12 protein-coding genes and 1 pseudogene are annotated in these 20,165 nt (G+C 45.6%); 5 read left to right on the forward strand and 8 right to left on the reverse strand.

The genetic code is table 11. The features are described from left to right. Positions 1-122: 122 nt before the first annotated feature. Both RID53_RS34590 and RID53_RS34595 read right to left on the reverse strand, forming a co-directional pair. A complete protein-coding gene (locus RID53_RS34590) occupies positions 123-1,379 on the reverse strand; it encodes a cation:proton antiporter (protein WP_446392400.1) in 1,257 nt (418 codons plus the stop codon). Between the two features lie 126 nt (positions 1,380-1,505). Beyond that, a complete protein-coding gene (locus RID53_RS34595) occupies positions 1,506-2,621 on the reverse strand; it encodes an N-acetylmuramoyl-L-alanine amidase-like domain-containing protein (protein ID WP_446392401.1) in 1,116 nt (371 codons plus the stop codon). Positions 2,622-2,918: 297 nt separating this feature from the next. On the opposite strand from RID53_RS34595, the gene tpiA reads away from it, so the two are divergent. From tpiA to RID53_RS34610, 3 genes are all read left to right on the forward strand, one after another. Beyond that, entirely contained in the window at positions 2,919-3,644 is a 726-nt protein-coding gene (gene tpiA, locus RID53_RS34600; RefSeq protein WP_446392402.1) for a triose-phosphate isomerase, read from the forward strand. A gap of 132 nt (positions 3,645-3,776) precedes the next feature. After that, positions 3,777-4,625 carry a dihydropteroate synthase gene (gene folP, locus RID53_RS34605; protein ID WP_446392403.1) on the forward strand — a complete coding sequence of 283 codons (849 nt, stop codon included), beginning with the start codon at positions 3,777-3,779 and terminating at the stop codon, positions 4,623-4,625. Between the two features lie 703 nt (positions 4,626-5,328). After that, complete coding sequence (locus tag RID53_RS34610; protein WP_446392404.1) at positions 5,329-5,736, forward strand: hypothetical protein; 408 nt, start codon at positions 5,329-5,331, stop codon at positions 5,734-5,736. A gap of 106 nt (positions 5,737-5,842) precedes the next feature. Here the strand turns inward: RID53_RS34610 and RID53_RS34615 are convergent, their stop codons facing one another. Further along, the gene (locus RID53_RS34615) at positions 5,843-6,955 is read right to left on the reverse strand and encodes a tetratricopeptide repeat protein (protein WP_446392422.1); all 1,113 of its coding nucleotides are present in this window, start codon (positions 6,953-6,955) and stop codon (positions 5,843-5,845) included. Positions 6,956-7,153: 198 nt separating this feature from the next. Continuing rightward, positions 7,154-8,020, reverse strand: coding sequence for an RsmE family RNA methyltransferase (locus RID53_RS34620; RefSeq protein WP_446392405.1), 867 nt, complete (start codon positions 8,018-8,020; stop codon positions 7,154-7,156). 56 nt (positions 8,021-8,076) lie between these two features. Between RID53_RS34620 and RID53_RS34625 the strand changes: the two genes are divergently transcribed. Beyond that, positions 8,077-8,787 carry a DUF72 domain-containing protein gene (locus RID53_RS34625; protein ID WP_446392406.1) on the forward strand — a complete coding sequence of 237 codons (711 nt, stop codon included), beginning with the start codon at positions 8,077-8,079 and terminating at the stop codon, positions 8,785-8,787. Between the two features lie 357 nt (positions 8,788-9,144). Here the strand turns inward: RID53_RS34625 and RID53_RS34630 are convergent, their stop codons facing one another. After that, complete coding sequence (locus tag RID53_RS34630; RefSeq protein WP_446392407.1) at positions 9,145-11,430, reverse strand: amylo-alpha-1,6-glucosidase; 2,286 nt, start codon at positions 11,428-11,430, stop codon at positions 9,145-9,147. A 38-nt stretch (positions 11,431-11,468) separates the two neighbouring features. Between RID53_RS34630 and RID53_RS34635 the strand changes: the two genes are divergently transcribed. Then, positions 11,469-11,615, forward strand: a complete 147-nt coding sequence (locus tag RID53_RS34635) for a hypothetical protein (RefSeq protein ID WP_446392408.1) — start codon at positions 11,469-11,471, stop codon at positions 11,613-11,615. A gap of 16 nt (positions 11,616-11,631) precedes the next feature. Here the strand turns inward: RID53_RS34635 and RID53_RS34640 are convergent, their stop codons facing one another. The 3 genes and pseudogenes from RID53_RS34640 to RID53_RS34650 all read right to left on the reverse strand — a co-directional run bounded on the left by RID53_RS34640 (position 11,632) and on the right by RID53_RS34650 (position 20,001). Beyond that, entirely contained in the window at positions 11,632-12,462 is an 831-nt protein-coding gene (locus RID53_RS34640; RefSeq protein WP_446392409.1) for a glycosyltransferase family 4 protein, read from the reverse strand. Positions 12,463-12,481: 19 nt separating this feature from the next. Then, positions 12,482-13,018 (reverse strand): annotated as a pseudogene (locus tag RID53_RS34645) (glycosyltransferase); the annotation flags it as partial. Positions 13,019-14,286: 1,268 nt separating this feature from the next. After that, a complete protein-coding gene (locus RID53_RS34650) occupies positions 14,287-20,001 on the reverse strand; it encodes a CHAT domain-containing protein (RefSeq protein WP_446392410.1) in 5,715 nt (1,904 codons plus the stop codon). Positions 20,002-20,165 lie beyond the last annotated feature (164 nt).

A 20,165-nucleotide genomic window follows, 5' to 3' on the forward strand; every position in this document is an offset into this window, starting at 1 on the left:
TAAATTTCACAACCCGTTTTAACGGGTTTTAGCTTTAAGCCAGAACTTTAGTTCTAGGCTTAATTATGGGAAGCATCCTCTGTAGAAAATTAAACCAAGTCTATGTTTGAATTATTGTTCAGTCAAGTATTTGAATTTTTATCCTGAACGATTTGCTCATACCCTTTCATTAAAGGAGTCGCACTAATTCCATGTATGATGATAGATAGTACAACAGTTATGGACGTTATCCAAGCAATTCTTGCACCCAATTCTCCCTCTAAACTCTTACCAAGAGAATAGGAAAGATAGTAGAGAGAGCCGACTCCTCGAACGCCAAACCAACCAAATAACCAGCGGGTTGTGGGGTGAAACCGTGAGCGAGGTGACTTGGCAAAACCTAAGTTGGTGGTGCTAATCCAAGCGCCTAAAGGTCGGATGGCAAAAATTAATAACCCAGCGATGAGAAGGGCTTCACCACCAAATTTGAGAATTGGCTCAATTCGTAGGAGGGAACCTAACAGGAGAATAGTTCCCACTTCCATCAGCTTTTCAAGTTTTTCGGTGAATTCCAGTTGCGAAAGTCGCCGATTATGATTAGGAGAAATACGCTGTACCATTAACCCAGCAACAAATACGGCTAAAAATCCATAACCGTTAATCAGTTCTGTCAGTGCATAGGTTATTAAAATAATACTGAGACCAATAAAATCCTCCATTAATGCATCAATAGGTCGAAACTTTTGGAGTTGTTGCTTAATCCACATCACTCCATTACCGACCAAAATACCCATAGCAATTCCAGCCACGATCGCCCAAATTAAATCAACAACAATCCATTCTTTTAACCAACTTTGCCAATTGCTGTTTTCTAACCAATGAATCCCAAAATAGACAAACGGAAAGGCTAACGCATCGTTTAATCCCCCTTCAGACGTCAGACCAAATCGTAACTCATCCCTATCTCCTATATGGGCTAATTGGACTTCGGATGCCAATACGGGGTCAGTTGGTGCAAGAATTGCCCCCAACAAAACAGCCGCTCCCCAATTCAGATTCAATAACCAATGGCTAATTGCTGCTATGGCAAAAATTGAAATCGGCATGAGAAAAGCAATGAGCCGAATTGTTGAATTCCAAGCTCTTAGTCTCAAAGGGCGATTCATTTTTAAGCCGCAACTAAACAGAGACACAATCACCACAAATTCGGTGACGCGCTCCAAAAATTTGGTTTGGAGCTGAATTTGAATCAGATTAATTCCGTAGGGACCAAGACAAATTCCCACAACTAAGTAAATGAGGGCATAAGAAAGAGGTAATCGCTTAATCCAACCTGAACCCATTGTGACCAATAGGAGCAGTAAGCCAATGACCAACAAGGCAAGAATGTAGATATCCACACAAGTAATATCCTATTTAACAATCGGAAAGGTTTTCTAAGACAACACAAATAGGCGGTATTTAAATCCGTATCGAAGTATCCTTTTAGAATCCCTAGTCTACATACCAGGGAGAGGTCAACGTACTCATTCACTAACGCCAACCGGACGAACGACTAAAATACCGATCGCGTGCTTGATCTTGCCTACATACTGCTGTAAATCTTGGGAAATTGTCACCTCTCCAGCGGGTGAGGCATGAATCAAACGAATTCTACCATCTGGCTGGCGATCAATGAATCCGGTATGGGTGACATCTAATCCCGCAATAGTCGTAGCGATGCCAATAATATCTCCGGATTGTAGCTGATCATAGCTGTGGTGAATTTGCTCGGTGGGAATATAATTTAAGGGAACAGCATTAAGCTGATCTTCCATCTCTAAAATACACTGGTAATTTGCCGGATTATTCACGAGTTGGGGATAACGGTGTCGGTGGGTACTCATGAAATTAAGCCGCTTAGTTAGTGGAATGCCTCCCAGCGCCTGGGTAATATTTTCTACGGTTCCCCGTTTCTCGTTATCCTGAATCCAAGCCGAGAAATAATGCAAACGGCTACAATAACCATCGAGTTGACCATTCTGATAACGCTGATCGCGAAGATGATTGACAAAGGTAGGATAGGAATAATCCTGTGGCGCCACAGTTCGGGCGATCGCGAGTACCGTTTCCACAAATAGCACACAGTCAAATGCCTGAAGCGTTACCACCAAGGTTTCCTCTGGCGATTGATCTAATAAGCCTGCCTTATAGGGTGTCCCCAGAAATCGGTGGGCGATCGCCTGTATAATATCAGTCATCGGTTGCTCATGCAGGTGCTGGGCAATTGCCCAGTCCATAATGTGCTGGAACTGTTCCCTCTCCTCTGATGCAGGATTCATCGATTCTGAGACGGTAATAGTTGAAATATCGGTCAGTAACGTCTGGGAAGGGGGAAAAATCAAAGCCTCTGTTCCGGTAAGAGAAAGGTTTTCTACATCCCGTGACAAGTAAGAATAATCTATCAGTTCCTCGTCCTCTGTTTCCCAGACGTAGCAAGCAGCGTCTCTACAGACTTTCCCTCCTCCAGGAGTATCCTCAGAACGAGTTGCCGCTTGACTAACTGAAATAGAATCATAGTCCTGAGCTTGAAAGGCAAGATCTGACGTAAAACCGCCAGAAATCGCCAATCCCACAAAAGCCCAGCCAAACATTGTTCTCATTATTCCTCCTACTTCCCCAGCTTAGAAGGGTGGGTTTAGTCAAGTTATCGGTTTTCTCAATAAAGGTTATCGGGAAAATCCGCCCCTACCCCCTCCAGACGCGCCTGCTCATAGTTTGCCACAGTAGAGACGCGCCATGGCGCGTCTCTACAAGCCACAGCGCGAACGCTAGACCATTGATGCAGTAGGAGTTAGACAAGGATTGTCGCCCTAAAACAGCTAACTTGGGTCTGTCAATTGTGCCTCAAGGCTATAAACTGAAGGATGCATCAAGATTGAGACGATTTTATTTAAGCTGTGCGAAAAATAGTCATTGCCGGTAACTGGAAAATGTTCAAAACTCAAAGGGAGTCCTCTGAGTTTTTGCAAGAATTTATGCCCAAGCTGGAGCAAACGCCCCCAGAACGGGAAGTTGTTCTGTGTGTTCCCTTTACAGACTTGGGAGTGATGTCCAAAAATCTGCACAATAGCCGGGTGCAGCTAGGGGCGCAGAATATCCACTGGGCAGATGAAGGCGCTTTCACTGGGGAAATTTCTGGTCCCATGTTGACCGAACTCGGCTTGCGTTATGTGGTTGTCGGTCACAGTGAGCGACGTCAGTACTTTGGTGAAACGGACAAAACCGTGAACCAGCGCCTCCTCGCCGCCCAGCGTCACGGGTTAATTCCGATTCTTTGTGTCGGTGAAACAAAGCAACAACGGGATGCTGGAGAAGCGGAATCTCACATCAGCCAGCAACTCATAGAAGGCTTGGTGGATGTGGATCAGCAGCAACTGGTGATCGCTTATGAACCGATCTGGGCAATTGGCACAGGGGATACCTGTGAAGCCGCAGAAGCCAATCGGATCATGGGTTTGATTCGCTCTCAACTGAAAGTTGCGGATGTGCCAATTCAGTACGGGGGTTCGGTCAAGCCTGCGAATATTGATCAGATTATGGCGCAACCTGAAATTGATGGGGTGCTAGTTGGCGGAGCCAGTCTTGATCCTGGGGGATTTGCCCGAATTGTCAATTATCAGTAGTTCATGGGTCATGGTTCATTAGTTAGGGTTCATTTGTCGAAAAAACAGATCGATGCACAAATCGATGATATGACTTGCTTCTGTTCGGGAAGCGAGTATGACAAATGACATAAAACGAATGACATAAAACGAATGACAAATGACAAAGGACAACTAACCATCCGAGACCGTTCTTTCTGTTGGGGAGAACGTACCTACCTCATGGGCGTTTTAAATGTGACGCCGGATAGTTTTAGTGATGGGGGGGAGTTTAATACCCCAGCAGCAGCTTTGGCACAAGCTCAACGGCTGGTTGAGGCGGGTGTGGATATTCTGGACATCGGCGGACAATCAACCCGACCGGGGGCTGAGGAGGTTTCGGAAGCCGCAGAACTCCAGCGTGTACTCCCTGTGGTCAAGACGGTGCGTTCCTCGCTGTCTGTCCCTATCTCCGTGGATACTACGAAAGCCTCTGTCGCCAAAGCAGCGGTGGCGGTGGGGGCGGATATTGTCAATGATATTTCCGGTGGCACGTTTGACCCGGATATGTTTCCTGTGGTTGCCCAATTGGGTGTGCCAATCATTTTGATGCATATCCGGGGAACCCCCCAAACCATGCAAAAGCTGACCGATTATCATGACCTCATCGGCGAAATCTACGAGTTTCTAGAGGGTCAAATTCAGGTGGCTGTCAATGCAGGAATTTTGCGATCGCGCCTGATCATTGATCCGGGGATTGGGTTCGCCAAAACCGCTGAGCAAAATATACAACTGCTGCGACAACTTGCGGCTTTTCGTTCCCTAGGTGTGCCTATTTTAGTCGGCGTGTCGCGCAAAAGTTTTATCGGTCGCATTCTGAACCAACCTGACCCTAAGCAACGAGTCTGGGGAACGGCGGCGGCTTGCTGTGCGGCTATTACCGCAGGCTCCGATATTCTCCGGGTTCACGATGTTTCTGCAATGTATGATGTCTGTCGGGTAGCCGATGCCATCTGGCGGTAGTAAACAATGCGACTCAGTTAAGAAAACCTGGAGAAGCTGGGGTAGAAAAAATTAAATTAGAGCTTATCCGAGGAGTATCGGGGTAGTAGAGTATTTGTTCTCGTCTGATTGTGAATTTTTGTAAAGAAATTTAGCGAAACCTTGCAATAATTGCTCTAAAAACTCATAATTCTAATCTGACGGCGATGTGATGTATAGAGCAGCGTTATCCCAGAAGAGTCGGGATCAGCCTATGCCTTATCGATTGCTGTCAAGTCATCAAAAGCCATATTCGAGTTAGCGAAAAAGTACCATCAAACGGTAAAATAAAAATAGTTATTGACCTCTCTACTGGAGTTTGGATGATTCATTGAAGCTAGGTGGAACAAGTGTGTTAAGTCAAAATGATAGAAGACGATATAACGTTCGTCTATCTAAAAAAACTGAATAAAAAGCCTTTGAATTATGAGGCAAATCACACCCTTGAATTGCCAGACAAGTCAATTTCCATCGAGTAGCCATAAGAGCCAAAAAGTCTTAGATCTTGTGAGTCTAAGCTAAGCGGTTGACATCGTTCAGCCCAAAGCCAAAAAGCTAACAAAACTGATTGAGGTAGCGTTTTGCCTGTACAATCAGAAATGGCAGACGTTGGCATCGTTTGTTTTCATCTATCTTTCTTTGGCAAATTTGTTAACTTTTCTCTAAGAAACAGGAGTATCGCTAAATGTTCAGTTTTTTAAAATCTAAAAACAAATCGTCAGAAGCTCCGAAAACCAAAAAAAGTAAAGACTACTTTTTGGAGCTAGACGATGCGGGGGCAGTCAAAGCGGAACCGGAAGCGAAGAAACCGGAATCCGCTAAAGCCACCAAAGCTCCAGAAGCAGAAGCGAAAAAGCCAGCAGCGAAGAAGCCAGCAGCTAAAGCGGCTAAAGCACCAGAAGCCAAACCGCAAAAAGCTGCACCTCAGGCGACACCCGCAGCCAGCAACGGCAAAGCCGAGCCTCAACCGGGACTCACCTTTGCACCAAACAACTTATTGCCACTCAAAACCAATAGTGGTCGGCGGCGTCCAGGTCCGAGTATGAATAATTTCCTGGAGATGGCACGTCAGGTGCAGCCTCCTCGCTCATAAGGTGTCGATGTAGAGACGCGCCATGGCGCGTCTCTACAATTGTTCCCTGTTCCCTGTTCCCCGTTCCCTGTTCCCTCCCCTCACCACAATACTGATTCAGCAGACCCTAATTATTTTTCAGAAAAACCAGTCCACTGTATAGTTCAAAAGCAGAATCCCAGAGGCTTTCTTGACGGCGAAACAAGTCAATGTGAGCGGGTAAACGAGTCAACATTTCTCGATAATCGAGAGCCGTTTCAGCAAAATTGGTGAAATCTGACCAAACTGGAGTTTGAGGAAGTTGGCGGTTGAGAAAATCCCGCAGGTTATTCCAGTTGATTCGATTAGTTGTCTGGCTTAGGGGAGACGGGGATTTTCCCTGAGTTGGGTGGCTCTTTGGCTGGGGGAATAACTCAATTCCCTGGTGAAATTGATAATCGCGATCGCATAAACGCAGGATAGTTTTTCTCGTCAGTAAATGCAAGTCGCAAAACTGGGCGTAGTCTTGGGTTTGAGTCTTACGCTGTAATTTACCACGAGCGTCAACATCCACCACTTGTTCAAAAATAGGTAAGCGTCCCTCTACCCGTTGACTCACTTCTGACCACTGGAAGGGGAGAGAACCGAGTTGACCTTGATCATTTTCGCAGACAACGGTGGCTTCCTGAGAACTGACTTGGGAAAAATAATGAACCCTAAACACGTTAAGAGATTGAATCTCCGCCAAAATTACCCAAAAACAGGGAACTGAACCCTGCTTGAGGGATGACGCATAAAATTTTAATTCGCCAATAGGTCCAACTCGATACAACCGCCATCCCCGTGTCGGGAGTTGTAGGCGGGCGGTATAGGGATCGATTTGCATAATCTTCGCCAAGGTTTGGGCGGCTGTGGGTTTGGCTTCGGGTTCAATGGGTTCGAGGACTAAAATACCGAATTGAGTATTTTCGGGGTCAGCCGTGGCTTGGGCTAAGGCTTGGCGGCGTTTTTCTTGTTCCATGGCTTCTAAACGCCCCAATCCCTGACGCGCTTGGGTCATAACTTTAGGATGCGTTGTATTTTTAAGTAACTTGCGGTAAGCGGTTTCTGCGGCGTCTAGCTTACCTGTGGCTTCGTGTAAGCGTCCGATATAAAGTCGCACCCACGGGTTATTAGGGTCTTCCTTGGCTAATTGTTTGAGTAATCGAGCTGCTGTGCGGTAGTCTTTTTGTTTAAAGGCATTGGTAACTTGGTCAAGCATAATTTTGTCATTTGTCATTGGTCATTTGTCATTTGTCATACTCACTTTCATCGAGAAGCAAGCTACGTTTATGTATATGTAAGAGTTTGAGGAATATTTACATAACTGGTGGAGTGTTGAGTTGATTTCCAGCAACCTACGTAGAACAGAACTATTTATATTGATTTTTGGGTTAGTGTGTTTTGCTCTCAATGATATCTAATCCTTTTGTACCTCTAAACTAGCAGCAATTAAAGAGAGAGCCATGAGGGGGGCGGTAACAGCACGTAAAATTCGGTGTCCTAGGGAAACGGGTTGAAATCCAGCCGCGATCGCTTGTTCGATTTCTTGGGGTGTCCAGCCGCCTTCGGGTCCTGTTGCAATGGTGATAATAGGGCGTTTTGAACCTTCGCTGCATTCATCTGGAACCGGGTTTTGAATGTAGGGGCGGGTTTCACTATTATCGTTTGTTGTCACCCTAATGGTGCTAAACCCGCCCTCATCTCCCTTATCTTCCCCATCTCCGAGATCAATAACCTCTAGCTTAGGTAAGCAATTTAACAAATGAGGAACGTTACCCCGTGCGACACAAATATAGCGGTGGGTGGTGGAGTCGATAACTTGTTTAATCGCTGAGGTAAAGTCCAAGGGATCAAGAATTGTGGGTACAATCTGACGTTCCGATTGTTCGGCGGCTTCTTGGGCGATACGTCGCCAGCGTTCCAGTTTGCGGGGACTGGGGTTAAGAATCGTGCGATCGCTCTTAATGGGTATGATATCGGTGACACCGAGTTCGGTTGCAGCGGAGATAATATCCTCAAATCCACTCCCCTTGGGCATCGCGGCGATTAGGGTAATTGCACAAGGTAATTCGGTTTGGATGGGGATCGATTCAATAATTGTCGCTTGGGTTAGGTTAGCCATTAACTCACTCAACCACCAGTTTCCCTGTCCATCCATGGCAATAAAGCGATCGCCTTCAGTCAGTCGCAAGACTCGCACCAGGTAATGCTGTTGGCTTTCGGTGAGGAGAATCTGTTGGTTTTGTCGTTGCGTGGGTGAGATGACTAACCGTTGCAGGTTCATAGTTGATTGATCATGGTTCATTATTCATAGTAGATGTAGCCAAAGAAACAGGAACCATGAAATTTTTATTGGGTTGTGCAGTTTGGGCGTATAAGGGTTGGATCGGTGAGTTTTATCCGCCGAAGAGTCCAGCAGGGGAATTGCTACATCTGTATAGTCAACGGTTGAGAACCGTTGAAGGCAATACCACATTTTACGCCATTCCCAGTTCAGAAACGATCGCGCAGTGGAAATCCCAGATGTCACCGGGTTTTCGGCTTTGTCCCAAATTGCCGCGATCGCTCACTCATAATGGATTGCAGAAAACGGAGGCTGCGATCGCACTAGAAGTACGTCATCCTGATTGGTTTGAATCCCCCCACGCCAGTCATCTGAATGAACTGTTAACCCAATTAGGAGTCGGACGAGTGTTATTAGATAGCCGACCGGCTTACAGTCACTCAAATCTTTATAAAACGCCATTAGATGTTCGCAAGCCAAGACTCCCTGTGCAACCTGTGGTGACAGCAGACTTTAGTTTCGTGCGGTTTATTAGTCATCCTGATCAAGAGGTGAATCAGCCATTTTTGGAAGCATGGGTGAAATGGGTGGATCAGGCGTTAAAGTTAGGGCGACAGATTTATTTTTTCGTTCACTGTCCCATTGAAGACTACTCTCCAGCTAATGCGCGACAGTTTCAGCAATTATTAGAAGAAAATGGTGTACTTATTCCTCCGTTACCCTGGAATCAGATCGATCACTCACCCATACAATTAACTTTGTTTTGACAGGACAGGAATGGATATATAAATAAGGCAAAAGTACCCGCTGAAACCATGTCACCTTGAATCCCTGTGTAGGGGCGACCCGCTTGCACAAATCAACAACTGTATCTACTCAATGTGATCGGGTCGCCCTTGACTAAGGTTGATATTACAGTGCTTTTCATGTTTATGGAATACACAATTGTATTCACTTGCTTTGCGGTTCAAGCCTTGTCTGTAGTCCACTAACTTGAAAACCGCTTTAAAATGCTTTACTGATTTGGGTTTCCTTGCGTCAACCCAACCTACAACTTAATTTTAGCTGTTTCGCTCTCATAAGACAGGTTAGAACATAACTTGGTATGAGATACTCCCTGGCTATCAAGCTTCAATGACAACTCGTAAATTGCCGCGTTTCCGGACAACTCGACAGGCAGTTGCTCCACTAGAACGCTCAAATTCCAAATTTAATACGGTTTGCCCAATTTTTAGATTTTGCAGTGATAAATACTGGACAGATTCGGGGAGGGTAGGATGAACAATTCGTAAACAATTCCTGGGCGTATCGGGTACTAAATTAACCATCACTTGTAGGAGTTGAAAAATCGTTCCCGTTGCCCAGGCTTGTGGCGAACACGCCACAGGATATCGCACGGGTGTGCTATTGGGGGTGCGTTCATAGCCACAGAAGAGTTCGGGTGGACGATAATAGGGTTGTTGCACCGTCATGTCGATAATACCCTGAGCCACCTCCAACGCCTGATCCACCAATCCGAGCGATCGCAATCCGGCAATAATCATCCCATTATCGTGATGCCATACTGATCCGAGGTGATAGCCCATGGGATTATACGCGGGAGATAAGCTACTTAAGGTGCGAATTCCCCAGCCACTAAACATATCCGGCGCTTGCAATCGTTCGGCGACATTGTGTGCCTTGTCTTTTGATAAAATATCCAGTCCTAGACAATGCCCCGGATTAGAGGTGATACTATCCACAGGCTTGCCCTTACCATCCAACGCCAAGGCACAATAACCGCGATCAGGCAGCCAAAAGTCGCGATTAAAGCGGGTTTTCAGGGCTTGAGCGTCCTCATACCAACGATCTGCCAAATCTAACTGCTTTTTGCTACGAGCAAGCTGACTTAAGCGCATCTTCGCCGCATAAACATATCCTTGCACTTCCGCCAGAGTAATCGCCCCTTCCGCTAACTTCCCTTTGGCATCAACGATACAGTCTCCTGAGTCTTTCCATCCCTGATTCCGGAGTCCCCCCTTCGACTTGCATTCATAGCTAATATAGCCCGTCTGCTGACAACGGCGATCAATCCAATCCATCGCCGCTAAAGCATTCTCCCATAACCGATCCAACAGTTCCTGATCATACGTCCAGGCATAATAATCAGCATAGAGCATCAACCATAGCGGCGTGGCATCGACCGTACCATAATAAGGAGTGTGAGGGAGTTCGCCACAACGAGCCATTTCACCCAGACGCAACTCATGGAGAATCTTTCCGGGTTCTTCCTCCCGCCACTCGTCGTCAACTTTACCCTGATACTCCGCCAGGGTAATCAAGGTTTGACGCGCAATCCCCGGATCGAGGATCAGCGTTTGGTATGCAGCAATCAGGGAATCCCGTCCAAATAACGTGGAAAACCAGGGAATCCCAGCACAGAGAATCTTACCCTTGCCAAAGGTTTGACCCAACAGATAGATATCCTGTTCAGCGCGTTCTATGATCTGATTTAAGGCTCGATTATCTGTGCGAATCCGAGTCAAACCCTCTCGCCAATCGCGTTCCTCCATCGCCTCAGCCGCGATCGCTTGTTTTAGAGTTGTTGGCGCTTCTACCACAGACGCCGGACGATTGTCAATAAAGGGTTGTACCCGATACCCCAATTGCTGGGTTTCATGAGAATTCAATTCCAACCGCCAAATCGCCGTATATCCCTTAAACTCATCAGGCTGACGGTGATAAAACTGAATTCGAGACTCCATCAACACCTGATCTAATCCTTGATAGGCTAAGGTAAGTTCCCCCGTTTCCTCAACCAAGGACTGCACATCTGGGGTTAAGGCATTGTCCCCTTGAGGAATAACCTGTCGCATGAGTGTGCCTATCTGCTGACGCACATAACCGCGAATTTGGAATAAATCGGCAAAATCGGCATCAAAACTTAAACTGAGTTCAAACTCAACGGGTTGGGTGCTGTAGTTGGTAATTTTCAGGTCTTCAAACAGTCCTCCCTGTAGTACAATATCGCGTTGAATGCCAATCGTTTCCGCCGGGATACGCCCCTCAACATAAGGATTCGCACAGAGAACCGAAAGGGCAAACCCTTGTCCGGCGGTACTGCTGAGTAAAATGGGAGAGAGTCCCTCAATTTGTAATTCTAGACGATTAAGGAATCGAGTATCTTGACAAAATAAGCCTAAGCTTTTGTCCGATTCATCATCAAGACATCCGGCAATATTGCCTAGGGGATCAGTAATTAGGAAGAGGTCATCATCTTTGAGCGTCAGTGTCGATTGCAGTCGTTTTGTTGTGGTGCATTGCCATTCTGGAATTGGTATTTGTTCAGTAGGGGCAAAGGTTCTACCGTTGAGTTCCAGGATAGTGAGATCTGTTTCAGTTTTGTGATTAAGGGTATCTGTATCAGACATAATTCCTCCATTTTTTCGTTCCCAAACTCTGCCGCTTCATGGCATATAGTATTGGGGCGGGTTCTACCGATAACGCTCCGACTCAAACCATTAACTTAACTAAATCCGCCCCAAGTTTCACCGATTTTGAGATTTCCCCTGAAAAGTCTGATGGCACTAAAGTGCCAACTACGAACCCAGGTTAAGTCAGTGCCTTCTACCTTAAGACACTTGCCTTAATTCCTCCTTGACTTCAACAGTCGATTGACTCAATTCCTCTACAGGAACAGATAAGATGCAGGGATTCTGCACATCTGGCACAACGGTACTAATCAAACCCGCTAATTGGCGACGATAGAGATCGCTCAGATGCGCCGCCACCTGGTTCCAACTCAATGCAGAGGTTGTCACATCCGTTGTCTGTCGTTTCAAGCGTTGCGCCAACACTTCATCCACTAAAATTCGATGAATCGCCTCAGCGAATGCCGCTGCATCCCCTGGAGGGACTAACAAACCCGTTTCCCCTGGCACAATGGTAAAGCGTAATCCGTCCACATCCGAGGCGACAATGGGTATCTTATACGCCAGTGCAACGATCGCGGCTGAACCAAACGGTTCATATCGACTGGGAATGAGGCAGACATCGGCGGCGGTATAGTAGAGCCAGTGCTGATCTGAGGGAACAGATTCAATGAGAATAACCTGTTGCTCTAGGTCAAATTGATGAATCCATTGCTGAACTTGCTGTCTAGCCTGGGGATTGGAATCAGGACTGACTATCACGCAGCGCAGTGGATTTATCGCCTCTGCTGGTATGCGATCGCGGTATAATCTCAGCGCGGTTATCAGCGTATCAATCCCTTTACTGGCATCAAGTTCACCCACATACAGCACTACCTGTTCATTAGCACCCAGCCCCAATTTCGCTTTCGCGTCTGACTTGGATAGCTTGGGGGAAGGTTGGGCGCGATCGCACCAATCTGGGGACATGAGAATCACTTGATCGGCTGCTCGTGTGATCCGATTCTTGCTAATCCCATGATTTTGAGCCACTGAACGGATCTTACTGCCTTACAAACACCAGATAGGGTGGCTGTTTGGGCTGAGAGTAAAACGTAAACCGTTCGGGTGCGATCGCGTTATAAACCGTTGCTACATAATTCAGTCCCAATTCAGGGCGCTGCTGGGAGTTGGAAATACTGACAAAATGTTGCTGACGATGCTTGGTAAAAATCTGCTCAACTAATGGCGTAAATGTACCATGAATCGTATGCACAACTGGCGTTTTTGTCAAGGTGGCATAAGGAAGCGCCGGGTAATCCACATGAGCATGAATCACATCAAACTCATTAGCTCGTTCAAAGACTTTGCTCAACTGCATCTGTTCATAAACAGCATAGTCTTGATGGGTTACGTCAATAGAACGCAGCGCTTTTTCACATCCCGGTTCCAGTTTTGCCAGTGTCTGTGAATCTCCGGATGCAAACAATGTTACCTCATGACCTCGACGGACTAATTCATCAGTGAGTAAACTCACCACTAATTCCGTACCACCATAAGCTGGGGGAGGTACACGCTCCCACAACGGTGCAATTTGAGCAATCCGCATTTTGAAACCTCCCATTTAGAATGAGATGGAATGAAGAAAGGTTGGTAATTTAGGGTTAAATAACGTGGCGCTGGTCACTTCAACAAGCGTGATGTTTGGACTCGCGACCTTGTTTGTTAAGGTGTGTGTAGAACCTTATCCCAAAATTTACTGAGGGTGAGCTAGTCTTGCCAATTCGTGAATTCTACCCCTGACAGGTAGGGAAAACCGTATCGGGAACCGTAGGGGCGCACGCTCCGTGCGCCAGAAAAACCCCAAGGGAACTCTAACAATTTAAATCTGGGCGGGTTTCGTTGTTTCGTTAGTTGAATCTCCATTAATTAAGTTCCTAAACCCGCCCCTACAATTGACTGATTTTCTATTACAATCCACTCATGATCCTGCCATACTTTGCTTGCATATAAAGCACGGGTGTAGCCAAGTCTAGTTTATCTAATCGGGCTTCCATGTTTGGAATTATAGCGGTTTTCAAGTTAGTGAACTACAGACAAGGCTTTAGCCGCAAAGCCAGTGGATACAATTGTGTATTCCATAAACATGAAAAATGCTGTATCTATCCCAATCTAGAGACGCGATCGCACTACCCTACCAACCCTAAGCACTACTAAGTAGGTGGACACAATTAAAGTTGACAGTTGAAATCAGGGAACAGGGAACAGTAAGGGTTTGAGGGGTATTTACAAAACTTAATACAGCACCGTTTTCTTTTGTCCGACTACTTAGATAAAGTAAACTTTTACGATTGACGCTTATGTTTTAATATTTTAAAGCGAATCAGATTTAGGACAGGCAGAAAATGTCACGGGTAAATCCTGACTTGCTCTGGGTTTGAGGGTGTAGTATGATAGTCCAGTAATACTGTATTGGGTTATTTTTGTAGCCAATTTTTACCTAATAACGCTTAAATGCCTTGATGTTGCGTTATTTGTTTCTCTTTAGCGTCGGAAAATTTTAAATACTACAATTATATTGCACGATCCAATTGCCTCGACTCGAAAAGAGGCAGATTTGACAAAAAATCCCGTTAATGCATCTCCTGTCACCTCAAAAACGGACAACTGGCGGAATCTGGATGCAACTACTGCAGTGCTGCGGAAATACTTGAGCAGCTTCGTAGATACGATGAAGCTGGGGGAGATATTAGCTGTTCAGTTATTTCTGCCTTCTTGCACTACCCACCTGTTAGAAGATATACGATCGCACACCCTTTAAACCCATTCAACTCAATCAGCCATTTCCGATTAAAAGTTCCCCCAAAACCTAGTAGACTACCAGGGACTCCCTACTAGAGTAAATGCACTCCAATAATAAGGATGGGTAAGTTCCTTATCCGGTAATTCAGCTAACTGGGGAGGTAGGGGAAACGTACCTGAAGGGGTGACAACTTGACCATTTTCTAAACGAACGTTTCCCTGAATCATCGCTAATTGTGCTTGTCGCAAGGCTTCGGCTTTAATCGGAGCTTGTTTTAACTGTTCATAGAATCCCGTCATTAACCCTAATGTCCCCTCATCACTCACATACCAGAGACTCCCCAACGCCGATTTCACCCCAGCTTGTACCGCCAACCCAGTAAAGCCTAACTCCGCTTCTTCATCCCCTAACGCCGTGCGACAGGCGCTTAATACCATCAATTCAACCGGGGGGTTATTTAATCCCAACTCTCGAATTTGATTCAGGGGTAGCTTTTGATTCCAAAACTGGATATAAGAATTTTCCGGCTTACCCGGTTTAAACTCGCCATGAGTGGCTAAATGCACAATTCCAAAGGGTTGATTTGCCCGTGTTTGTTTCAGCCTATCGGGAGTAAACGTAGAATTAAGGAAGGATCGACCCTGCCATAATTTATCTGCGATCGCGTCTAATTCCACAGGCACAGCAGGTAAAGGATTTTGATCCGTAAATTCTGACGCCCCCATTGCCAACACTTGCAGATTTCTCAAATCCACATAGCGGGTATCCGTGAGCGCCAGAGTTGGCATAAAACCAACACTATACCGTTCAATAATAAAGCCATTCCCATCATGCAGCACCGCCATGGGTAAGGAACGCAATCCCTGATCCATAATAAATGCCAGATTATTAATCTCCCGCCCTTCTAACTCCGCTTCCAACGGAGCAATTAACCATTGATACAATTGCTGTGCAGCCGGAAGATAAGGGCGAGGAATACGAGTATCCGTCACCGCACGGCGTAATTCCTGAGTCGTTTTAAGCACCTTCCCCCTTGTCGCCCCCGGAACCGAATAACTCATCGTTTTGCCATCCGCCGTAACCAAAATCAATGCCAACTGATCACTCTCTTGAGCAGCTTGATTCGCCAACACCCTTGACTCAAAACCGCTCCCATTCTCTGCGCCCCTCTGCGCTCCCCTCTGCGCCCCTCTGCGTTTCAAAAACTCCAAACTTGCCCCACCCGATGCATCTTCTTCTCCAACAGCCGTTGGCACAAAAACCGCATAAATCAAAGCCGGTTTAACTCCCGTCGCTTGTTCAATTTGATTTAACGTTGCCCGTGCTTGAGTTAAAGTTGTCGGCGTAGTATTCTCTAGATTGAGATAATTCTCATAGACTAGGGTAAACCGTTCTTCAATTGGCGCAATTGCATCAACTTCTAGGGATGGAATAACTTGCTCAACGGGAGATGGGGTAGATTCTTGTTCCTCTTCCTCTTGAACTTGAGTAATATCAACCGGATTAATCGGTGGCTCAGTAAAATTCGGCGTTGTGTCGATAGGAATTGTTGGTGGTTCAATCGGAATAATGGGCGGTTCAATCGGAGGACTTGGGGGTTCAATGGGCGTGATCGGTTCATCAACACTGATAATCTGAATATTGCCTTCAACATGGGTAAACAAAAACGATTTAGAGGGAGAAATCGTAATATCGCCACTGGTAATCGCTCCAACTGTACCATTAACACTAGCATCACCTACCTGAAACGGAATCTCTCCATTTCCACCATGGCGAATAATAATATCTCCTCCTCCTAAATTACCCGCCGTAGAAAGACTCGCCTCTCTTCCATTATTATCAGTAAAACTGCCAGTCGCACGGAAAAATTGACCCGCCGTAATATCAACAGTTCCACCTTTCCCACTATTACCGCCTTGAGCATTAATGGAGGTTACTTGAATATCATTGATTGGGTCAAGTGTAACATCCCCACCATCACCATTATTGCCACTGCTATTAATTTCACCTGTCGTTATCTCGGTTAAAGCACGGATGGTAATATCTCCACCACTCGCCCCCGAACTATTGAGATTATTAGTCGTAATCGCCCCATCACTACTGTCCAAGGTAATCATTCCACCTTGAGCATTACCCTTAGAACTCGAATCAATATCTCCGGTGGTAATAGTATCAAAAGCAGTGAGTTCAATCGCTCCTCCATTACCTGTTTCAGTGCTGCTATTGAGAATTCCCGCACGAGTATCAATGGTGCTACGGGTACTGGTGAGATTAATTGCACGACCTGAATTAATAATATCGCCAGTTATAATATCTTGGTTCGCTTGTAATGTTAGGGTAGCGTCATCGGTTCCAGTGATTGTGCCACCTGTAGTATTGATAGAACCTGCATCAACAGGTGCTTGGAATGTAACAGGGTCATTAAATGTGACATCACCCGCAACTGTAATTGAACCACTACTGTCGCTTCGTCCAATCGCGATCGCACTAAACCCATTTTGCAGCAAACTCAGTTCTGTCGCCGTCACCTCTAAAATACTGGGATTTCCACTATCAGTACCCCCGACTTGAATCGATTGCGTCGGTGTTAAGGGTTGAATGGTTAAATCCCCTGTCCCAGAAATAGTCCCAGCCAGATTGATTTCATCTCCGGTAAGTATCAAATTGCCAGCCGCACCATTAATGTTGCCACTGAAATTATCATTTGTGTTAAAAATAAAAGTGTCATCTGAGTTGCCGCCTATGAGGTTTGAGAAATCATTAAAGGTTAGAGTACTATTGACTGTGCCGCTATTACTTTCCGTAATCGTCCAAGTGTTAAGCGTATCCGTTCCTACTAGAAGGCTGTCATCATTACCAGTCACCTGTTCAATATTTTCAATCGTTGCCAAATTCAGGGTAACTGGGCTATCATTCTGTGAATAATCAAGACTATCAGCGCCAATTCCACCGTTAATCGTTCCACTGATCGTTCCGTTATTGCTGAAAACGAACGTATCATTAGCCGTTCCGCTGACTATATTCTCAATTGAAGAGAAAGCTAAACCATTACTAAAACCTGATAGGTTCCCGCTATCCGTGCCATTAATTGTCCAAGTTGTCTCTTGATTGACACCGACTAACGTTGAACCCCCGGAAATAATCACTAAATCTTGGAAAGGAATTGTACCCGTATCGGTAACTGTATCAAACAGAGTTACCGTACCCGTACCATCAGCACGACCGATATTAATGTTTAGAAAACCATCTTGCCAGCCATCAATCTCCGTCGTGGTTAAATCTAGGGTGTCCCCTCCCGTATCGCTAGCTGTGCCAATGGCGATATTTTGATTAGGCGTTGCTGGTTCAATTCGTAAATTGCCTGTGCTGATCACAGATACGATGCCATCAACTCCGCCTGTCAAGTCAATTTCATTGCCAATTAAGGTAATATCTCCACCATCGGGAGAACCACTGGAATCAAGATCCCCTGCAATAATAGTACTGCCAGCTTCAAGGGTAATATTGCCACCAATACCATTAGCAGACGAGGCATCAACTAAACCACCTGTGTCAAAACCTGAAAAAGAAAAGAAGGTACTGGTATCAATTGTTCCACCTGCTTTGATCTGAATATTTCCTGCACTAGCAACTCCCCTTGAGTCGATACCAGCAGTAGTAATATTACCAGCCGCTTCTAGGGTGACATTACCCCCATTCCCCGTTACTCCACCAACAATCTCAGTCACTCCTGATGCATCAATAGTACAGAAATTAACGCTGCCACAAATAGGACTAGCTAGCATATCGATACTGCCACTCTTGCTGATGACCGAAATATTTCCACCATTGCCGCTGAATGCATTAGCGTTAAGTCCAACAAGATCAATATCACTCTCTGCCTCAAATATGATATCACCTGCACCCGCTTCCCCCGATGAACTGACAGAACCTTGTGAGGTTAGATCAATTTTGCCACCACTGGTCACACTAATATTTCCACCATTGCCAAATTCAGTATCGGCGGCGAGATTCTTAACGTTAATATCGCCAGCCGCTTCCAGGGTAATATTACCCGCATCACTTGTATCAGTACCTACAGTTGATATCGTACCTGTGGAGATAGAACCGCCGCTACTAATGATTTCAATATCACCCCCACTATCATTAATTACTCTCTCTCCGGTTTGAATATTAAAGGTGCTGATGTCCCCCGTAGCCGATAAGATAATCGTGCCATCATTCTTCTCGGTTGTCCTAATTTCTCCCACTGAAATACTGCCAGGATTTGTCGTTGTACCTGAAGAATCAAAGGGAGGGATTTCTGGCGGAAGATTGATCGGATTATCTAAGGATGTTTTTCCCGCCTGCAAAATAACAGCGGCGGTACTGCTTAAAAGGGGAATATCTGGATCTGTACCCACTAAAGTCGTATCGGCTCCAGTAATCGTAATATCTCCCCCCCTAATACTTCCTCTCGTCTCAATCTTGAGAGATACGCCTGTATACTCCCCAAATGTGACATCTTCATTTGAGCTAATAATTGGGTCAAACTTACTGATATAATTTCCCGGTTGACCCAACAAATTGAGAACGGAGAAATTACCCCCGCTGCTAAAGTGAGCATCCCCAGAAATATTGCCATCGCTGACTAAACTCAGATTGCCACCACTGACGAACGGTGTTTGCGGATGATTGAGTGCCAAAATATCAATGGCATGATTCCCTTGAATATAAAGATTACCGCCAGCTTGCGCTAAAAAGGGATTCGTTACACTATCTCGCACGAACACTGTATTTCCGGCTAGTAGGGTTAAATCATTGGTCGTATTGAGTTTGCTTTCTAGCAAGATTAAATTATGAATAGCGGATAGAATTACTGTCTGCGCCGTCACATTTTGAGACACAACATCGCCATTCTCGATAAGAAAATTAGTATTCGCCAGTTGTACCTCTCCCTCTGGAGTAACATCAACCCCTGTCTCCAGATTTTCCCCTGTTCCCGTTAACAAGCTGGCTAAATCCAAAGGTGTAAAGGATTGCAGCAATTCTTGATTATCCCTGGGAAGTTCCACCTCTAAACTTAATAACTGACCTTCCTGAGAAATCCTCACCAAATTAGAACCCGATACCGCCGCCACGGTAATTTGTCCTCCTGAGGCTGTTAATTGCCCCGTGTTAATCACAGAACCTCCCAGTAAGGTTAAATCCTGTCCCGGAGAAACTACCAAATTTCCGGCATTAACAATGCTTCCTCCTGGTGATAAATCAAACGCAAACTGATTGGGATTTCCCACTAACTGCTGATAATTATTTGCTCCAAACGCATTAAACCAATGATTGTCACCAAATCCAATACCCGTCGCCGTTGTTGCGGTAAAATCAGCCGGAACATTTAAACTCGCTTGATTGCCAAAGATGATTCCCGCCGGATTCATTAAATATAAATTTGGACTTCCTCCACTAACCTGAATCAACCCATTAATTAGGGAGGGATTGCCACTAATCACTCGCCCCAGGATATTTTCTAGGTTAGGATTCGCCAGAACGTTGGCAACTTGATCTGCATCTAAACCAAAGTCTTGGAAACTGTGAAACAGGTTAGTTCCATCCCCTGACAAACTCCCCCCAGAAATATCAAACTGATTCCCGTTGGGGGTAATCACAGTTCCTGTACCATCTGGGGCGGGAGTAATCGGTTCAGCTAGGGCAGGAGAATAAATAATCAGTGGGGTAATAATGCCAAGAATCCCTTGGGTAATCGAAAGAATGGCAAACAGCCAAGACCAGCGCAACCGAGCAGATTTCATGGTAATGCTTTCCTCCCTGAAAGCTGATGGAATTGATTTTAACTCCAAGGCGTGATTGATTTGGCTGGAGGCAATAAAACTATAGAAAATAATACGATAATTTAGATAGCTTTAAACTTTGAGAGTTCAATGGAGTTCGTAGTTCGTAGTAAGGGCTTTAGCCC

The organism is Coleofasciculus sp. B1-GNL1-01 (assembly GCF_040220235.1).
Taxonomy (GTDB): domain Bacteria; phylum Cyanobacteriota; class Cyanobacteriia; order Cyanobacteriales; family Coleofasciculaceae; genus Coleofasciculus.